The organism is Snodgrassella sp. B3800, assembly GCF_026535865.1.
GTDB classification, from domain to species: domain Bacteria; phylum Pseudomonadota; class Gammaproteobacteria; order Burkholderiales; family Neisseriaceae; genus Snodgrassella; species Snodgrassella alvi_E.
Genome location: NZ_JAFNPH010000001.1, coordinates 769,948 through 784,566 on the forward strand (window position 1 = coordinate 769,948; position 14,619 = coordinate 784,566).

Annotated in this window: 16 protein-coding genes; 3 read left to right on the forward strand and 13 right to left on the reverse strand. The window is 41.5% G+C overall.

Annotated features, from left to right (window positions below; all coding sequences use genetic code 11):
- Nucleotide 1 precedes the first annotated feature (1 nt).
- Genes J3U64_RS03470 through J3U64_RS03520 form a run of 11 tightly spaced genes read right to left on the reverse strand, consistent with a single transcriptional unit; the run spans nt 2 to nt 9,337 of the window.
- The gene (locus J3U64_RS03470) at nt 2-2,341 is read right to left on the reverse strand and encodes an MMPL family transporter (RefSeq protein WP_267408285.1); all 2,340 of its coding nucleotides are present in this window, start codon (nt 2,339-2,341) and stop codon (nt 2-4) included.
- On the reverse strand, nt 2,325-2,927 hold the full coding sequence (locus tag J3U64_RS03475; protein ID WP_267408286.1) for a LolA family protein: 603 nt from the start codon (nt 2,925-2,927) through the stop codon (nt 2,325-2,327). The genes J3U64_RS03470 and J3U64_RS03475 overlap by 17 nt, the downstream gene beginning before the upstream one ends.
- Nucleotides 2,921-3,379 (reverse strand): acyl-CoA thioesterase, encoded by a 459-nt coding sequence (locus tag J3U64_RS03480; protein WP_267408287.1) that lies wholly within the window; start codon nt 3,377-3,379, stop codon nt 2,921-2,923. Before J3U64_RS03480 ends, J3U64_RS03475 begins: the two co-directional genes overlap by 7 nt.
- Nucleotides 3,363-4,313, reverse strand: coding sequence for a glycosyl transferase family 2 (locus J3U64_RS03485; RefSeq protein WP_267408288.1), 951 nt, complete (start codon nt 4,311-4,313; stop codon nt 3,363-3,365). The genes J3U64_RS03480 and J3U64_RS03485 overlap by 17 nt, the downstream gene beginning before the upstream one ends.
- A complete protein-coding gene (locus tag J3U64_RS03490) occupies nt 4,306-5,046 on the reverse strand; it encodes a glycosyltransferase family 2 protein (RefSeq protein WP_267408289.1) in 741 nt (246 codons plus the stop codon). The genes J3U64_RS03485 and J3U64_RS03490 overlap by 8 nt, the downstream gene beginning before the upstream one ends.
- On the reverse strand, nt 5,043-6,746 hold the full coding sequence (locus tag J3U64_RS03495) for an AMP-binding protein (RefSeq protein ID WP_267408290.1): 1,704 nt from the start codon (nt 6,744-6,746) through the stop codon (nt 5,043-5,045). Before J3U64_RS03495 ends, J3U64_RS03490 begins: the two co-directional genes overlap by 4 nt.
- The gene (locus tag J3U64_RS03500) at nt 6,743-7,297 is read right to left on the reverse strand and encodes a hypothetical protein (protein ID WP_267408291.1); all 555 of its coding nucleotides are present in this window, start codon (nt 7,295-7,297) and stop codon (nt 6,743-6,745) included. Before J3U64_RS03500 ends, J3U64_RS03495 begins: the two co-directional genes overlap by 4 nt.
- On the reverse strand, nt 7,290-7,547 hold the full coding sequence (locus J3U64_RS03505; RefSeq protein WP_100139689.1) for an acyl carrier protein: 258 nt from the start codon (nt 7,545-7,547) through the stop codon (nt 7,290-7,292). Before J3U64_RS03505 ends, J3U64_RS03500 begins: the two co-directional genes overlap by 8 nt.
- 31 nt (nt 7,548-7,578) lie before the next feature.
- Nucleotides 7,579-7,839, reverse strand: coding sequence for a phosphopantetheine-binding protein (locus J3U64_RS03510; protein ID WP_100139688.1), 261 nt, complete (start codon nt 7,837-7,839; stop codon nt 7,579-7,581).
- Nucleotides 7,827-8,609, reverse strand: a complete 783-nt coding sequence (locus J3U64_RS03515) for a lysophospholipid acyltransferase family protein (RefSeq protein ID WP_267408292.1) — start codon at nt 8,607-8,609, stop codon at nt 7,827-7,829. Before J3U64_RS03515 ends, J3U64_RS03510 begins: the two co-directional genes overlap by 13 nt.
- The gene (locus tag J3U64_RS03520) at nt 8,609-9,337 is read right to left on the reverse strand and encodes a beta-ketoacyl synthase chain length factor (protein WP_267408293.1); all 729 of its coding nucleotides are present in this window, start codon (nt 9,335-9,337) and stop codon (nt 8,609-8,611) included. Before J3U64_RS03520 ends, J3U64_RS03515 begins: the two co-directional genes overlap by 1 nt.
- Before the next feature lie 593 nt (nt 9,338-9,930).
- On the opposite strand from J3U64_RS03520, the gene J3U64_RS03525 reads away from it, so the two are divergent.
- Both J3U64_RS03525 and J3U64_RS03530 read left to right on the forward strand, forming a co-directional pair.
- Nucleotides 9,931-10,383, forward strand: a complete 453-nt coding sequence (locus tag J3U64_RS03525) for a hypothetical protein (protein ID WP_267408294.1) — start codon at nt 9,931-9,933, stop codon at nt 10,381-10,383.
- A gap of 346 nt (nt 10,384-10,729) precedes the next feature.
- On the forward strand, nt 10,730-11,455 hold the full coding sequence (locus J3U64_RS03530; protein ID WP_267408295.1) for a hypothetical protein: 726 nt from the start codon (nt 10,730-10,732) through the stop codon (nt 11,453-11,455).
- An 86-nt stretch (nt 11,456-11,541) separates the two neighbouring features.
- Here the strand turns inward: J3U64_RS03530 and pgeF are convergent, their stop codons facing one another.
- Together pgeF and rluD are read right to left on the reverse strand one after the other, a co-directional pair.
- Entirely contained in the window at nt 11,542-12,336 is a 795-nt protein-coding gene (gene pgeF, locus J3U64_RS03535; RefSeq protein WP_416384974.1) for a peptidoglycan editing factor PgeF, read from the reverse strand.
- A gap of 12 nt (nt 12,337-12,348) precedes the next feature.
- Entirely contained in the window at nt 12,349-13,473 is a 1,125-nt protein-coding gene (gene rluD, locus J3U64_RS03540; protein ID WP_267408296.1) for a 23S rRNA pseudouridine(1911/1915/1917) synthase RluD, read from the reverse strand.
- Here rluD and J3U64_RS03545 point away from each other — a divergent pair.
- On the forward strand, nt 13,472-14,278 hold the full coding sequence (locus J3U64_RS03545; protein ID WP_100152195.1) for an outer membrane protein assembly factor BamD: 807 nt from the start codon (nt 13,472-13,474) through the stop codon (nt 14,276-14,278). The genes rluD and J3U64_RS03545 overlap by 2 nt on opposite strands.
- Nucleotides 14,279-14,619: the final 341 nt, after the last annotated feature.

Sequence of the window (14,619 nt, forward strand, 5' to 3'; positions counted from 1 at the left end):
CCTACCCCTTGTTTTTGGCTCTAGGCAATAAACTCAGAGCCAGTATCATGCTAAAAAACACCCCTATAGCCACACTGCGACCGAAGCTAGCTATAGCAGGAGTCGCACTGAAACCCAGAATGGCAAATGAAATCATTGTTGTTATTGCGGCAAGCAATACTCCCGCCAAACGCTCAGCCACAGCCATCTGCTCTGTAGAAACATAAATGGCATAATCCATACCGATGGCTGTAACCAAAAACAAACCAAAGATCGCAAACAAAGACAAAGACCAGCCCACAAAAGCAAATACCGCAAGACAGGATAGCGAAGACAAAACGGGAACGGCTAATAGCAATAATCCTTTGCGCCAGCCAAACGCATAAACTAATAACAGAATTGCCAAGACATAGGATGCTAACTTCAGGAAAATAGCTTGATTGCGTGTATGAGTAAATAATTGATTTAATGCCTGAAGATTATTAACAAAATAAATCTTGTTGTTTTTATCTGCAAGTTTTTGCAAGGCTGCTGTCTGTCTGACTCCAGACAAACTAATAATAGACGCTATCTCTCCATTCTCCATCTTGCCAAGATATAAATCCTGCCACACAGTGGCCAGATCATTATTCAGGCTTTGAGATATAGACTGAACCGGCAATTGTTTTAGATTAGTCAGATAATTCCTTATATTGTTTTCATCGATTCCTAAATAAACTAAATCCTGCCAGTTATCCGAATTTTTCAACAAACGTTCAACATCACTTTTGCGTTGCTTTTGAATAGCAGTCGGCATAACCCATTGATCCAGAGACTGGAACCCAGATAATTGTTTTTGTAAAACTAATTTCTGCAATTCTTGCCCTAAAGCCTGATTTTTAGCCAACAACTCATCATCATTGTTTGCTTGAATCACAAAATACTGAGCTGAAGGCGCAGTCTGGGTCAACTCCCCAACTTTCTGAGCCTGACTCAGCCATTGTGGTGACAAATTTACCCATTGACGGATGTCATCTTGAGTGTTCAAACTTAACAGACCCACACCCAGCAAAATAAACCCTAATAACAACGGCCATTTTTTCTGTACTACAAACAGGCGATAGCTAGTAATGGCATTTCCTAAAGAAAGCATTACCTGTAAAAAACAGGGTTGAATCTTTTCTTGAGTACGGCTGAAAAGCAAAGGTAAGCACAACAAACTGAACAAAAATGCACCAATCAATGCCGCAGCAGAAAAAATAGCTGTCTGTTGCAATATCGGTAACGGCGTAATTAGCAAAGCCGCATAGCCTAGTAAGGTAATCACTAGACTTAATAAAAAAGCTTTGCCGGCAATATGTAATGCTTGCCAGCGCTGCCAGTGCTGCTGAATCACGCCACTAGCTAACCAGTGAAGAGGAAAATCCAGCAATATTCCTAATAAACTGGTTCCCACAACAAGGGTCAGAATATGTATTTTGCCGAATATAGAGACTGTAGCGGCCACACCAAACAAAATACCTACAGCCATAGGAAGTACCAAAAACAGAATACGCAGACTGCGAAAAATCATGAGCAACAACAGAAATGTCAGCCCCATACCCAGTATGCTCATATACTGGCTTTCTCGTTCTCCAGAAGATTTATTTTCTGCTGCAAAGAGCGCACCACCAGCCATCAGAATTTGTACATTTTTCTGCGCCATCGAAGCTTGTGTAGCCTGTACTAACGGCAGCAGTTTATCTGGTACACTAATCAGACCAGACTTTTCTGGCAAACGCGCCCGTAATAAAATCCATGTCTTGCCATTTTCTTCAATATTTAACCAGCCAGTTTGAACGTTATAAAATATCGGACCATCCGGACTGGCCTGATGCATGATGATATTTCCCAATCCAAGCCAATCTTGATCTGGAGATAAAATACTGCGTTCGGCAAATGGATTAACAAGCACTTGTGCCTGCTGAGCAAAAGCACTTTTCGGATCATTGATAATATGTCGCCAACTATTTTCCGATACAACAGCCAATTGCAAACGCTGCATAGTGGCCGTCAAAGCTTCAACATCCAGTTCAATTTTACCGGTAACGGTTTGAAAAATACCGCTGGCCTGCCATTTTTTTTGCAACATCTGTGCTGCAGAGATGGTTTTATCCGCTGAATCACTGCTCAGTAAAATCACGATATCGCGATTCATGCGCTGATTCATGCGCTTTGCAGCTAGCTGCTGAGCCTGTGTGTTTTGCCCGTTAGACGGAAGCAGGCTGATTAAGTCCGTATCCAGACGATTTTTTTGCAGCCAGCTACACAGCAAAGAAATAGCCACACACAATATTAGTAGCAGGTACAGCCATGTCCAAATACGTTTACGGTAAAATGGCATGTTGTTCAAACCTGTTTAGAGCTGAATTGAATTTTAGCGCTGTGAATGCAATCTCAGTGCGATCGCCCTGCACTTCTGACAGAATGATTTTCTTAACTGCTTGGTCACCCTGAATATCAATGCTAGTAAAAATCTGTTTCATCAATACGCTTTTAGGTTGCAGATGCAATTGCCAGTTTTGCGCTGTTCCTGTTAATCGCGTACTGAACTGATTCTGAATTCCGTTAGTTTGACCGCCAAGTAAATCCAAAAAAAGTTTCACTTGATTTTTTTTCGCCGCGGCTGACTGCCTACTGGCTATCCACTGATCATTTGCATTAAGCTGCTCAATTCCCGTCTGACGCACCCGCATGGTATTAGTAAAAGGTTTTTTCATTTGCCACAACAAACCCGCTTTTGGCACCAGTATAAACTGGCCCTGTGTCACAATGGGCTTACTGGTGCCACGTAAAAATCGCTGCTGAACAAAATCACCTTTGATATTTTGTGGCTGTTGCAGCTGCGCTTGTAAATCTGTTAAACCAAAAGCACTTACCAGTCCACTTAATAAGCACAACCAGCTTACTAATAAAAAATTTCTTAACATGATTTTTTTTCCTGTGCAAAACCATTCTGCATTGCTAACTTGACCGCCTTAACCCAGCTTTCTGGGGTTTGATACTGTGTATCCCGAGTTTTCATACACACTGCAACCTGCATAGTAGATGCTTTGGTCAGTTTTTCACCTGTTGCACAGTCACTAATAACATAATCAAATTTTAGACAGCTTTCATATTCCTTTAATAAGACATCGATGAGAATTTTCTGCCCGAAAACTGCTGGACGCACATATTTCAACTGCAAATGCACAATTGGCCAGCCATAACCATTGGCCTTCATGACATTATAATCATAACCAATGGCACTTAAAAAAGCACAACGTGCTATTTCCAGATATTTAACATAGTGTCCATGCCAGACAATATCCATTGAATCAACATCAAAAAAAGGTACTTCCATTACCATACTGTACCGCAACTGACTATACTGCTTTGTCATCTTGATTCCAAAAATCAAAAAAATTAAACCACTGCCTAGGCGCTTTGATACAGTATGCAGTGAGTAACTCAGCATACTGCTGTACATACTGCTCTATAGTGCGTTCCCGTTGATGCCGATGCCAATTAATACTGTCGGCAAACCGCTGTAAATACAAATGGTAGCTTCCATTTTCTTTAAAACAGAAAAGGGTATTTACCGGTACTTTGAGCAATCCGGCTAATAACCACGGCCCTTTAGGCCAACAGGCCATTTGATTTAGAAAAGGGACATTGACAATTTTTTCACCGTGAACCGGTACTCGGTCAGCTGCAATAGCCAGCCATTCTCCACGCTGTACCCGATCATTCAGTTCCATCATCATTTTTGCATCCAGCGATGTGACCTGAATCAGGCGGATACGGTAAGCTCCGGCTTCTTGCAATGCCCGATGAAATTTCACTGAATGGCCGCTATGAATCAGCACATTTAGCTTCAGATGCTTATGCTTTTTCACCAATGCACGACAGATTTCGGTATTGCCTAAATGTGAGCAAACAAATATTTGTCCTCTTTTTCCAGCCGTTGGCCGGTCAATCTCCTGGCCAAGCTTATCTGGGTCATGAATGATTAGATTTTCATAACAAAATTTTCCTTGCCACACAGCAAAGCGATCCACAATATTTTGCGCGAATGCATAAAACTGTCGGAAAACCGAGCTTTTCTTACTTAATACAGGTGTTAGATAAACACATTTTTGTGCCAGCAATTGCTGATAGCGGGCAATATTACGTCTGGAAGATGAAGACGTAATATAGAAATACGTAACCACCAGACAAACTATCGGAGATAGTCCCCAAGCCGGAAAGTACTTAACCAAATAACGGGTCAGCCATAAAGCACCGCTACTGCCTCTTTCCTGCTGATTTGCCCAATGGCGGATGTTCTTAGCCATGCAGAATCCTTGACCATTTACGCCTTAGCAAAACTGGTGCATTTCGTAACATATTGAAAAACAAACGTGCATGCATTCTAGAAATAAGAACATTGTCCTGCCAGAAGCGAAAATGAGAAATGCCATCCTGAGCATAAGTCACAGGTGTATCGATCCAGACAAAGGAACACCCGCGCCGGTGCAAATGTACAAGCAGCTCGGCATCAAAATCCATGTAATTACCTACATATTCACTATGAATAACATCTAGCGTTGGTGTAACCGGATAAATACGAAATCCACACATACCATCTTTTATATCTGTCGATAACGTATTGACTGCTAGCCAGAAATTTGTAATCTTACGGCCATAAAGGCGAGATTTGGGTGTACCGGGTCCGTAAACCGGTCGACCACAAATCACCGATTTCGGTTCCTTCATGGCTGCATTTATTAATTTTGAAGTATCAGACAAACAATGCTGAGCATCTGCATCTACTTGTAATACATGAGTATAATCATGCAAAGCTGCATAATTGATACCTTCTTTTACAGCTGCGCCCTTGCCGCCATTTTTCTCACGGTAGATCACGGTGATACTGGGACGAACCAATTGTTGCAATTCTTTTCGGATTTCATTATCAGAACCATCGTCCACAATCAGACAGTCTATGTTGGAATCCTGCATAGCCTGTGCCACTTTTCCTACTGTGCGTAAATGGTTGTAATGAGGAATCAATGCTAACAATTTCATATCGTTTCACTTGTACCTGCAGGAATAACCATACGGCCAGAAGAAATTTTTTTTTCATTCATAATGCACTGAAAGGTGATTTTTTGGCGTACACAATCACGTTTTAAATGCAGTTCTACCGTATCAGCAGGCCGTAAAAAGTTTTGAAATTTCAGATTTTCTATCTGCAATGGATGCTGTTTTAACCAGCCGCATTGTTGCAGCAACTCTATGAACCATTTAAGCTGAATAACGCCAGGTACGAGATGAAAATTATCGAAGTGACCGCGAAAATAAAGCAAATCCAGTGGTATCTGAAGGTGAAACAAGTATTCATCAGCCGTTATTTCCTGCTGATGCAACACTATAGGTTTAATAACCGGTTCTGCCCATACTCGCTCAGCATCAACCGGATTCAGCTTACTCTGACTATTTCGCGGTAAAACCGTACTAAAACGCCAGTAACGAGGAATTGAAATTCTTTCATGATTTTTAGACAGACATTCTCTAAGCTGGTTGATGATATGCTTGCGTCCATACTGACGCCATGCATGAATACCAGAATGATTCAAAGCTACCCATGCAACCAGATGGCTGCCATGTGGATGTTTTAGAATATGAACATCAGATATCCATTCATGTTGCATCAGCTGGTTTTCCAGTTGCAGCAAGGATATGCGCTTATCTGCTAATTTGATGATACGATCAAGTCTACCCAAAAGCTCAAAACCATCCTCATACTCAGCTATCTTATCCGCCAGAATCTGCTCCGGCAGACACCGTGGTGACTGAATAATCAGACCGTCTACCGTACTTTTATGCATAACATCCTGAAAAAATTGCCAGTGCGCTTGTTCCTTGCGATAAGCTATTACGCCCGTTTCTGTACTACCATAAATTTCCACAACATCAGAACAAATATGTTGCTGTAAAAAATATTTACTTTTTTCGGCCAGGGCACCGCCAGCTGAAATAATTGTCGCAACATGTCCCTGAACCAATTTAATATCATGCGATAAGCGTAAGGTATGCAGCAAGGTAGGGCTGCTAACCCAAATCACGCGCTGAAAAGATGCACTACTGACCAAAAGTCCTTCTGGAAAGACTAAACGCTGCCGGTAAATGGGCAGACCCAGATACAGGCTTAGCATTATCCGAAAACTCAAACCATACATGTGCTGTACACTAACACTACCTAAAACAACTGGTTTTAGTCGAAGAACGGATGCCGGCAAAACGGAAGCTATTGTTTGTGCCTCAAGCCATAATTCCTCCCATGTTTTTTTTATTATTTTGGCTATTCCAGAAGAGCCAGATGTTTGCAGCAAGATATTAATATTATGAACGACAAATCTGCTACTCTCAGCAGGCGCATTGGTTGACCACTCAGATGGTAAAAAGGTGGGAATAGTCAGTTTATCGGGCATGACATCGGTTAATAAAATATCCGATGACTTATTAAGCCAGCAACAGTTTTCATGTGACAAATAAGTAAGCAAGCAAACATCAATACCAGCCTTGACACAGGCCAATAACGCAATGGCAAAATAGCCTGCGTCATCGAAATACAAACTTGCACATTTTACAGATCTACAGGATAAATACCGGCTCAATCCAGCTACCTGTGCCATAGCTTGCTGCCAGTTCAGATTGCTTGAACCAGTAGCAAATAAGTGCTGACTTTGGGTACGTTCTGCCCAGAAATGTTCTGCCATCATCATATGGATATTTTTAATATTAGACGGCGGTATAGGAATTCTCCGCTCAATAACATTCCCATAAGCATATAAGAAATTACGCCGGTATAGATTGCCCATGCCCGCCAGTATGCACCCAGAATCAATGCGGAAATAATCAAAATATTCACAATAAAAAAGCCGCACCATATCTGTGTTACACATCTGGTGTACCGTACTCCGCTTTCTGGCAGATCTGGATGCTGTAAACGAGCAAGGCGTTCAATTACTGATTGTTTGCTGAACAAACTAGCACCAAATATCAGTAACAGCAGTATGCTGACCATCACCGGATACCAGTACATGAATTTAGCTGAATTCATCCAGCATAAAAGCATAAAAATAAACGCCAGAACAAACGACATAATTTTCTGTAATTTTTGTTTACTCAGTAAAGCCCGTAACAACCATATACATGCCATCAGGATGGTAACTGCTGTAACGCCGAAATATATCTGTCCGAAATACCAAATAAACGGATAGAGAAATGTCACCAGTACCAGTGTCAGATTTATGAAAAATTGCAACCTAGGCATTATCTGACTGTTTTGCCTTGTTTATCACTGCCTGAATGACATCAGCCACTGTACGCACATTGCGAAAATCTTCTGCCATTAATTTATGCCCTGTTTGTCGCTTGATATAATCAATTAAATCGATTGCATCTATACTGTCAATTTCAAGATCATTGAATAAATCGGCTTCTGGCTTAATTCGTTCGGGTTCAATTTCAAAAAGATTTTCCAAAGCTTTGGCCAGAATGGCATAGATTTCATGTTCAGTCATTTGCTAGTTCCCCTATTCAATACAACATTTGTCATAAGCATTTACTTTGAATATAGTTGGCTAATGAATGAACGCTGTAAAAATGTTCACGCAGCTCGCTGCTGTCGCTTTCCATTTGCAAGCCAAATTTTTTCTGAATAGCCAGACCAAGTTCCAAAGCATCTACAGAATCCAGCCCTAGTCCAGTATCACCAAATAAAGCAGTATCATCTTTGATATCGTCTATTGTGATATCTTCCAGACCTAAACTATCAATAATCAATTCTTTAATTTGTATAATTAAATCTTCCATTTAAAACTTTCTCTTTTACATTCCTGCTGAAAATATTCCTGTAACTGCTGGTTAAGCTGTCTGGCCGCTATGGGTAAGGGTTTGCTTTGCAACCAATCTTGTGGATCAATATCGTTGCCAACATAAAAATCATATTGAATTTTTTGTTTCGGTATCTGATACCATGGTTGATTTTTTTTTAATGCCGGCGGATTCATCACAATTACTACCGGAGTGATTACTGTAGCGCTGCGTAATCCGATAGAAACAGCACCACGATTAAAGCAGATTTTATTATCCCAACCGGTACGCGTTCCTTCAGGAAAAATCAGCAGGCTTTGACCGCCCTTCAATACTGCATCAGCGTCTTCAATAATCTGTAAAGATTCATCATTTGGCAGAAATCCACAGGCTAAAATTGGGCTTTTCATAATAGGATTAGACAATAAATCCTTTTTAACGATGCAGTTTAGCTTGGGAACCTTAGCTAGCATAAACACCACATCTAGCAAAGACGGATGGTTTACCATGATAAGCTGCCCCGGCCTGCCAAGACGTTCAAACCCTTGATAGCGTACAGATATGACTCCAGTAAATCTCAGGTAATGGATAAACCCGGCCCAGATACCGCCTACCAGTCTTCGCGCCTTTAAATGACTAGCACTTTTTTTCCGAGTATTTGGTAAGGTATAAGGCAAAAGGAGAATTTTAAACACTATTCCGAAGATACCAAACAACAAAAAGCCTATTGCTGTTGCACACCAGCGCCATAACCAATTACACCAATTCATCAGTTTATCCGCCAATACCATACGCCCTGCGGTGCAGACTGCCAGCGCTCCGACTGTGCATTTATCCGCTGCACAATCCATTCTAATGTGCTGCTGTAATATTTGAGCTTACCTGCATCTGTAATGGCAGGATACTCGGCACGATACTCCAGATTGACTTCATCGCCATGGGTAACAACCAATCCCAGTGCCATAGGAAATGGTGCCCGTACCGCATTGACTTCATATTCTGATGCCATTGGTTCATCCACCACTACAACCAGTACCTGCTGTGCACCTTCTTGCAGTAAACCAACCGCTTCAGTTACACCCAGCTCCAGTCCATTGTATTGCGCACTCAATGCGGTACATTCACTCATATCGGCGCGAAGCATCGACCACTGACCGACGATGGCATTGTGTACTGACAAAGCAAATGAAGTTGGTGATAACTCTTCCTGTTTTATCAGACTTTGCCATAATTGAAAGCTACGGTTTATTTCACCGTCATGAGAAACGAATACCACAGGACAAGCTGTATATTCAGGTAACAAAGGCCATGATGCTGCAAACATCAAGCGTGCAGCGGAACTAAGGCGACGTCTTTTCATGGCTGGTAAAAAAGAAACATCTATCTCTCCAGCAGATAAATTCTTTATTACCTCCCCCTCAGCAACCCACTGTTGCCAGTCTGCTAACGTACGGTGAAAAGGGCTGACCGCGCGCCATGCAGATATCGCAAACTTCATAAATCTGTTTAAAAATATTATAAATGTCGCATTATATGTAAATTTATTGCCAAGAACAATTAAACTGTTTCCTAAAATGTTAATCAGAAAACATTTACTATAATTTGATTAGCATCATTAACATTTTATTATTAAATATTTCCGACATTGATAATCATGAAAGAGAGAATATCATAACCCATAGATATAGCTGTCTCTTAACACAACTGACATTATTTATTTCTATTTAGCTTTTATAAGTAAGAGTGATGGTATTAGTTTCATATCATTATGAATGTTCTGTGATAGATAGTGCGACAGAGGATGCGCTATTGCGAATAATGCCGTTCTAAAGTTTTAGTCAAAGATTTTAAGCTAACAAAATAGGCAATTAAGTGGTCTATTTCTTGAAGCATAGCTGATATTTTGTTTAATTGACTTAATTTAAACATTTACTCAAGGTTCTGTTTAGCTCTTAATTTCTATAATGAGTAATCAACTTTGATTTTGCTTAAAATAAAAATAAATATATTAACTATTATTGATAATAAATATTCAAATTCGAGTTTATATTCACCTAAATTTAAATATTGGTTAGTTCCTTAAGGTAAGTTATGAAAATATTGAAAATTTTGCATAAAGTTACAGGATTAATATCTTTAATATTAATTTTATTATTTATGGTCAGTACCATTTATGCAGAAATAAGTGGAAATATTCTTCTAATTCAAAAAGTAAAATCTTTGATTGTTTGGCGCGGTCTGTTTGTTCTGATTCCATGTTTAATTATCACAGGGGCTATTGGTTTCAAACTGGCTAGGCAATCGAAAAATGTTAATGTTTTAAAGAAGAGAAAGAGAATGCCATTTATAGCGTTGAATGGCGTTTTTATCCTTATTCCTTGTGCTATATATCTAGAGTATCTCTCATTTAAGATGTTAGATAGTACTTTTTATTCAGTACAAACCTTAGAACTATGTGCCGGATTAATAAACTGCATATTAATCATTTTAAATATTTGTGATGGTATCCGTATTAATAAAATTAAAAAATCGTTACTCAGCTAAACTTAAAGTTTTTTGTAGTTTTCATACTAATTCTATAAATATATAAGTTTTCTGCTTCATGTAGCAATATATAGAGGGATGGATAAAATTAACTAGACAGAAAAATCAGTTAAATTAGGATTAAATTATATTTTTAGAGTATGTATTAGACATCTTATCTTCAATTTTATGCAATAACCCAAAATCTTGAGAAGTATTGTGTATATGAAAACTAATTTGTTGTGTACATTTAATTATAAACCATATATTCACAAATGATACTTCTTCTAGTCCTTTAATTTATGTACTCTTTATAGATGGTACAGCTGATAAGGAATCTTTTTTAAGGGGTAATGTCAATTTGCCTGTGAAGAGTCCGTGGCCTCATCGTATTACCTATCATCTAGTACGGCGCTTTCATTTTCGTTTATTTAGGTATTTGCAAGCGCGTTGGCAGCTGCCATCTGTATTTGTTCGGCATTATTATCGTTGTGATTATTTAAGTTATACAGAAATTTTTTACCGTGAGGCTAAACGTTATCATGATGCTTCGGTGCCTTCGCTGAGACTAAATCCGGCGTTTATCCGTTTATGCCAAAATATTGGCCAGCATACTCAGGTTTTTATTGTTGGCCACAGCCTTGGCGGCTGGAACGGTGCGCATCTGAGCCGGATATTGGCTGCTCATGGTATCCGCTGCCGTTTTTTAGTTACACTGGATCCAGTAGGCTGTGGAAATCATGATATCCGGATCGCCGGTCATCTGATGCGTCAGGCTCAGATTTACCACAATATTCCGGCACCCGTAGCGAATAAGTGGATGAATATCCGTGGCTTTCACATAAGGCTGGCAGAAAACCGCTTTTCTGCTGAATGGGAAAACTGGGTTTCATGGGCTGGCGGGCAATGGTTAATTAAAACGGCACCACCGGAAAGTCATTTATTGGTTAATCAATGTACACAGTATTCTCATCGGCAGGCTGAAAATATGTTTACCTGCCCTACCCGTCTGGGTCTAAGTGCTGCCTCAGCATTAATGCAGGAAATTGAAGCTGTATTGCAGAATGCTGGTTTACCGCCGCTTAACAATTGATTTTTCTTGAAATCTACCTTTGGGTTTGATGTCACATTTTATGCTTGTGATTAACCAAACGGAAAGTTAAGCCGATGAGATACGCTTTAATCAAGCCAGATGGCACTAACCATGCGGCCTGTTTGTCCATCACGCCGATACGAGAAATAGCGTTCGCGCTGCAATACCGTACACTCTGTGCCACCATAGACTTGATGTACACCGGCATCTGCCAGAGCTAGCCGTGCCAGCGCATATATATCGGCAAGATAATGGTTGTTGCCGATATCAGTAAAAGCAGCCTGTGCTTTGGGCTGATGCAGGCAGAAAGCTTCCCATACGTCGGAGCCGACCTCGAAAGCTTCGGGTCCGATTGCCGGACCAAGATAAGCCAGTATTTCCAATGGGCTGACCCGCATGGCTTCTATGGTATTTTGCAATATGCCACCGGCCAGTCCGCGCCAGCCGGCATGGGCGGCAGCTACGGTTGTACCGGCACGGTCACACAGTAGTACCGGCAGGCAATCGGCTGTCATGATGGCGCAGGCGACTTTTTCCCCTTGGCGGCTATAACTGGCGTCGGCTTCAGCTGGCTGTCCAGACTGCAATGCAGATAATGCCGTTGTGGCTGCGATTACATTTACGCTGTGAGTCTGATTCAGATAGGCGATTGGCTGTGCTGCCTGCTGCTGCACGATGGCGCGGTTTTGTGCTACGCCTTGAGGATGATCACCTACGTGTGCACCAACGTTCAATGATGCAAATGGCGCTTTGCTGATGCCACCCAGTCGTGTAGTGATCAGGGTATGTACATTGTTTGGTGCTGGCCAGTCTGCCTGTGCAAAGGCGTTTTTGTCTTGGCACAGACCAAGTGCCTGATTCATGTCCCATTGTGTATTCATACTGCGGCCTTATTATTCGCGTATGTAAATTACATCCACGTCGTAATCATCGTCATCCCAGTCTTCGTCTTCATCATCGATCAGACGTTTCTGCCATTCATCAGCGTTTTTGATGGCTGAATCCATGCCTGCCTGTAGACGCAGTACAGAAAGTAAGTGATAGATATCTTCGGGCAGTGAAGCTTCAAACTGTATTTTTTCTTGTGTCTGCGGATGAATGAAACTGAGCCGGTAAGCATGCAGTGCCTGCCGTGCCATTACTTTTATTGCTGCTTTAGCTTCGGTGGTAGCAGGATGGCGCGGGTTGCCATATAACGGATCTCCAGCAAGCGGATGGCCTGCAGCTTTCATGTGTACACGTATCTGATGGGTACGGCCGGTTTCGAGCTGACATTCGATATAGCTGAAATCGGCATACCGTTCGAGCACTTTGACGTGGGTGATGGCTTCTTTGCCACCAAACGGTACCACGGCCATTCGTGTACGGTTATGCGGATCCCGGCCAATCAGTGTTTCGATTTTGCCATTATAAGGTACGATTCCGTCAGCCACTGCACGATAGGTCCGTTTAACAGTCCGTGCTTGTAGCTGGCGTACTAAGTGTGTTTGTGCCGGCACGGTTTTGGCTACAACCATGAGGCCGCTGGTATCTTTATCTAGACGGTGCACGATACCGGCTCTCGGTACTTGTCCCAGTGCCGGGCAATAGGCGAGCAGGCCGTTCAGTAGTGTGCCCTGCCAATTGCCTGCTGCGGGATGTACAACAAGACCAGCCGGTTTATTCAATACCAGTACGCTATCATCTTCATATATAATGTCTAGTGCCATGGCTTCGGGGATGAATGCGAGCTGGCTTTCATCCTGTTGTATGGCTACCTGTATGGTTTCACCGCCGATCAGTTTATACTTCGGCGGTACGATGTGGCCGTTAACGGTAACGTGATTTTCCCTGATCCAGGCAGTGAGACGGCTGCGGGAGAACTCAGGCGCCAGTTTGGCCAATGCTGCGTCCAGGCGCAGGCCGGCTAGTTCATTAGGTACGGTCCAATTTTTATAACTTTGTGCAGCTTCATCTGCCGCAAAGGGCAAATCATCGTTATAATCGTCATCATTCTCTAACAAAGAAGTGTCTTTCATGAAAAATTTGTTTTTGGCGGTGGCCTTAGGCCTTTTACTGAGTGCCTGTGCCAGCACAAGTACGGTCGATAAGGATTCCCAGATTACTCAGGACTGGTCTGTTCAGCGTCTGTATAATGAAGCACACGATGAGCTGATGCATCGTAATTATACTCATGCAGAGAAATTATACGAAATTCTGCAGTCTCGATTCCCGTATGGTTCGTATGCGGAGCAGGCTCAGCTGGACACAGCATATGCTTATTATAAAGATGATGAGAATGATAAAGCATTGGCGGCAATTGAACAGTTTCAGCGTTTGTACCCGCAGCACCCCAATATGGATTACGCTTTGTATTTGAAAGCACTGATTCAGCTGAATGAGGACAAATCCTTTGTTAATAAGCTGGCCAAACAAGATTGGTCTGACCGCGACCCGAAAGCTAACCGGGAAGCTTATACCACTTTTGCTCAACTAGTAGAATATTTCCCTCAAAGTAAATATGCTGCCGATGCTCGCGATAAGATGCAGAAACTGCTGGATGCGCTTGGCGGGAATGAGCTTTCAGTAGCACGTTATTATATGAAACGTGGTGCATGGCTGGCGGCTGTTGGCCGTGCACAGACGGTTATTTCTCAATACCAGAATACGCCTAATGTGGAGGAAGCACTGGCTATTATGGTTTCTGCGTATGAAAAACTGGGTGAGCAGAAGCTCAGTGATGATACTAAGCGCGTTCTGGCACAGAATTTTCCAAATAGCCCGTATCTGCAATCTCCGTGGCAGGATCATAATGCCATTCCATGGTGGCGTTATTGGAAGTAAAGCCTAACGGTAAATCTCAAAATCTGATGAACAGTGCTATTAGATCGATACAAGGTATCGGTCTAATTTTTTATTTGGTTATTTGGACTGGAGACTGAAATTCTTTTTAATCTTATATGCTATAAAAATTCTATCCAGTGAGATGATAATTTAGATATTAATATTTTTGAGTTGAGGGTGATTTTGTATCGATATTATTTATTCTAGGTTTGATTGGTTATAGTAGCCGATGGTGATGAACATTTATAAAAGTTAATATCTCGTTTTAAAAATTTTTTACTGATTACTAATTGTGTAGCACTGGGCTATTTGTTTGCCAGCTGTTTATTTTTTGCAGTATT

Bases quoted from the DNA above. Each gene is read 5' to 3' on its own strand.
- J3U64_RS03485 (WP_267408288.1), bottom strand. From the start codon at position 4,313: ATGGCTAAGAACATCCGCCATTGGGCAAATCAGCAGGAAAGAGGCAGT.
- J3U64_RS03525 (WP_267408294.1), top strand. From the start codon at position 9,931: ATGAAAATATTGAAAATTTTGCATAAAGTTACAGGATTAATATCTTTA.
- J3U64_RS03490 (WP_267408289.1), bottom strand. From the start codon at position 5,046: ATGAAATTGTTAGCATTGATTCCTCATTACAACCATTTACGCACAGTA.
- J3U64_RS03480 (WP_267408287.1), bottom strand. From the start codon at position 3,379: ATGACAAAGCAGTATAGTCAGTTGCGGTACAGTATGGTAATGGAAGTA.
- J3U64_RS03520 (WP_267408293.1), bottom strand. From the start codon at position 9,337: ATGAAGTTTGCGATATCTGCATGGCGCGCGGTCAGCCCTTTTCACCGT.
- pgeF (WP_416384974.1), bottom strand. From the start codon at position 12,336: ATGAATACACAATGGGACATGAATCAGGCACTTGGTCTGTGCCAAGAC.
- J3U64_RS03510 (WP_100139688.1), bottom strand. From the start codon at position 7,839: ATGGAAGATTTAATTATACAAATTAAAGAATTGATTATTGATAGTTTA.
- J3U64_RS03505 (WP_100139689.1), bottom strand. From the start codon at position 7,547: ATGACTGAACATGAAATCTATGCCATTCTGGCCAAAGCTTTGGAAAAT.
- rluD (WP_267408296.1), bottom strand. From the start codon at position 13,473: ATGAAAGACACTTCTTTGTTAGAGAATGATGACGATTATAACGATGAT.
- J3U64_RS03470 (WP_267408285.1), bottom strand. From the start codon at position 2,341: ATGCCATTTTACCGTAAACGTATTTGGACATGGCTGTACCTGCTACTA.
- J3U64_RS03515 (WP_267408292.1), bottom strand. From the start codon at position 8,609: ATGAATTGGTGTAATTGGTTATGGCGCTGGTGTGCAACAGCAATAGGC.
- J3U64_RS03475 (WP_267408286.1), bottom strand. From the start codon at position 2,927: ATGTTAAGAAATTTTTTATTAGTAAGCTGGTTGTGCTTATTAAGTGGA.
- J3U64_RS03500 (WP_267408291.1), bottom strand. From the start codon at position 7,297: ATGCCTAGGTTGCAATTTTTCATAAATCTGACACTGGTACTGGTGACA.
- J3U64_RS03545 (WP_100152195.1), top strand. From the start codon at position 13,472: ATGAAAAATTTGTTTTTGGCGGTGGCCTTAGGCCTTTTACTGAGTGCC.
- J3U64_RS03495 (WP_267408290.1), bottom strand. From the start codon at position 6,746: ATGATGATGGCAGAACATTTCTGGGCAGAACGTACCCAAAGTCAGCAC.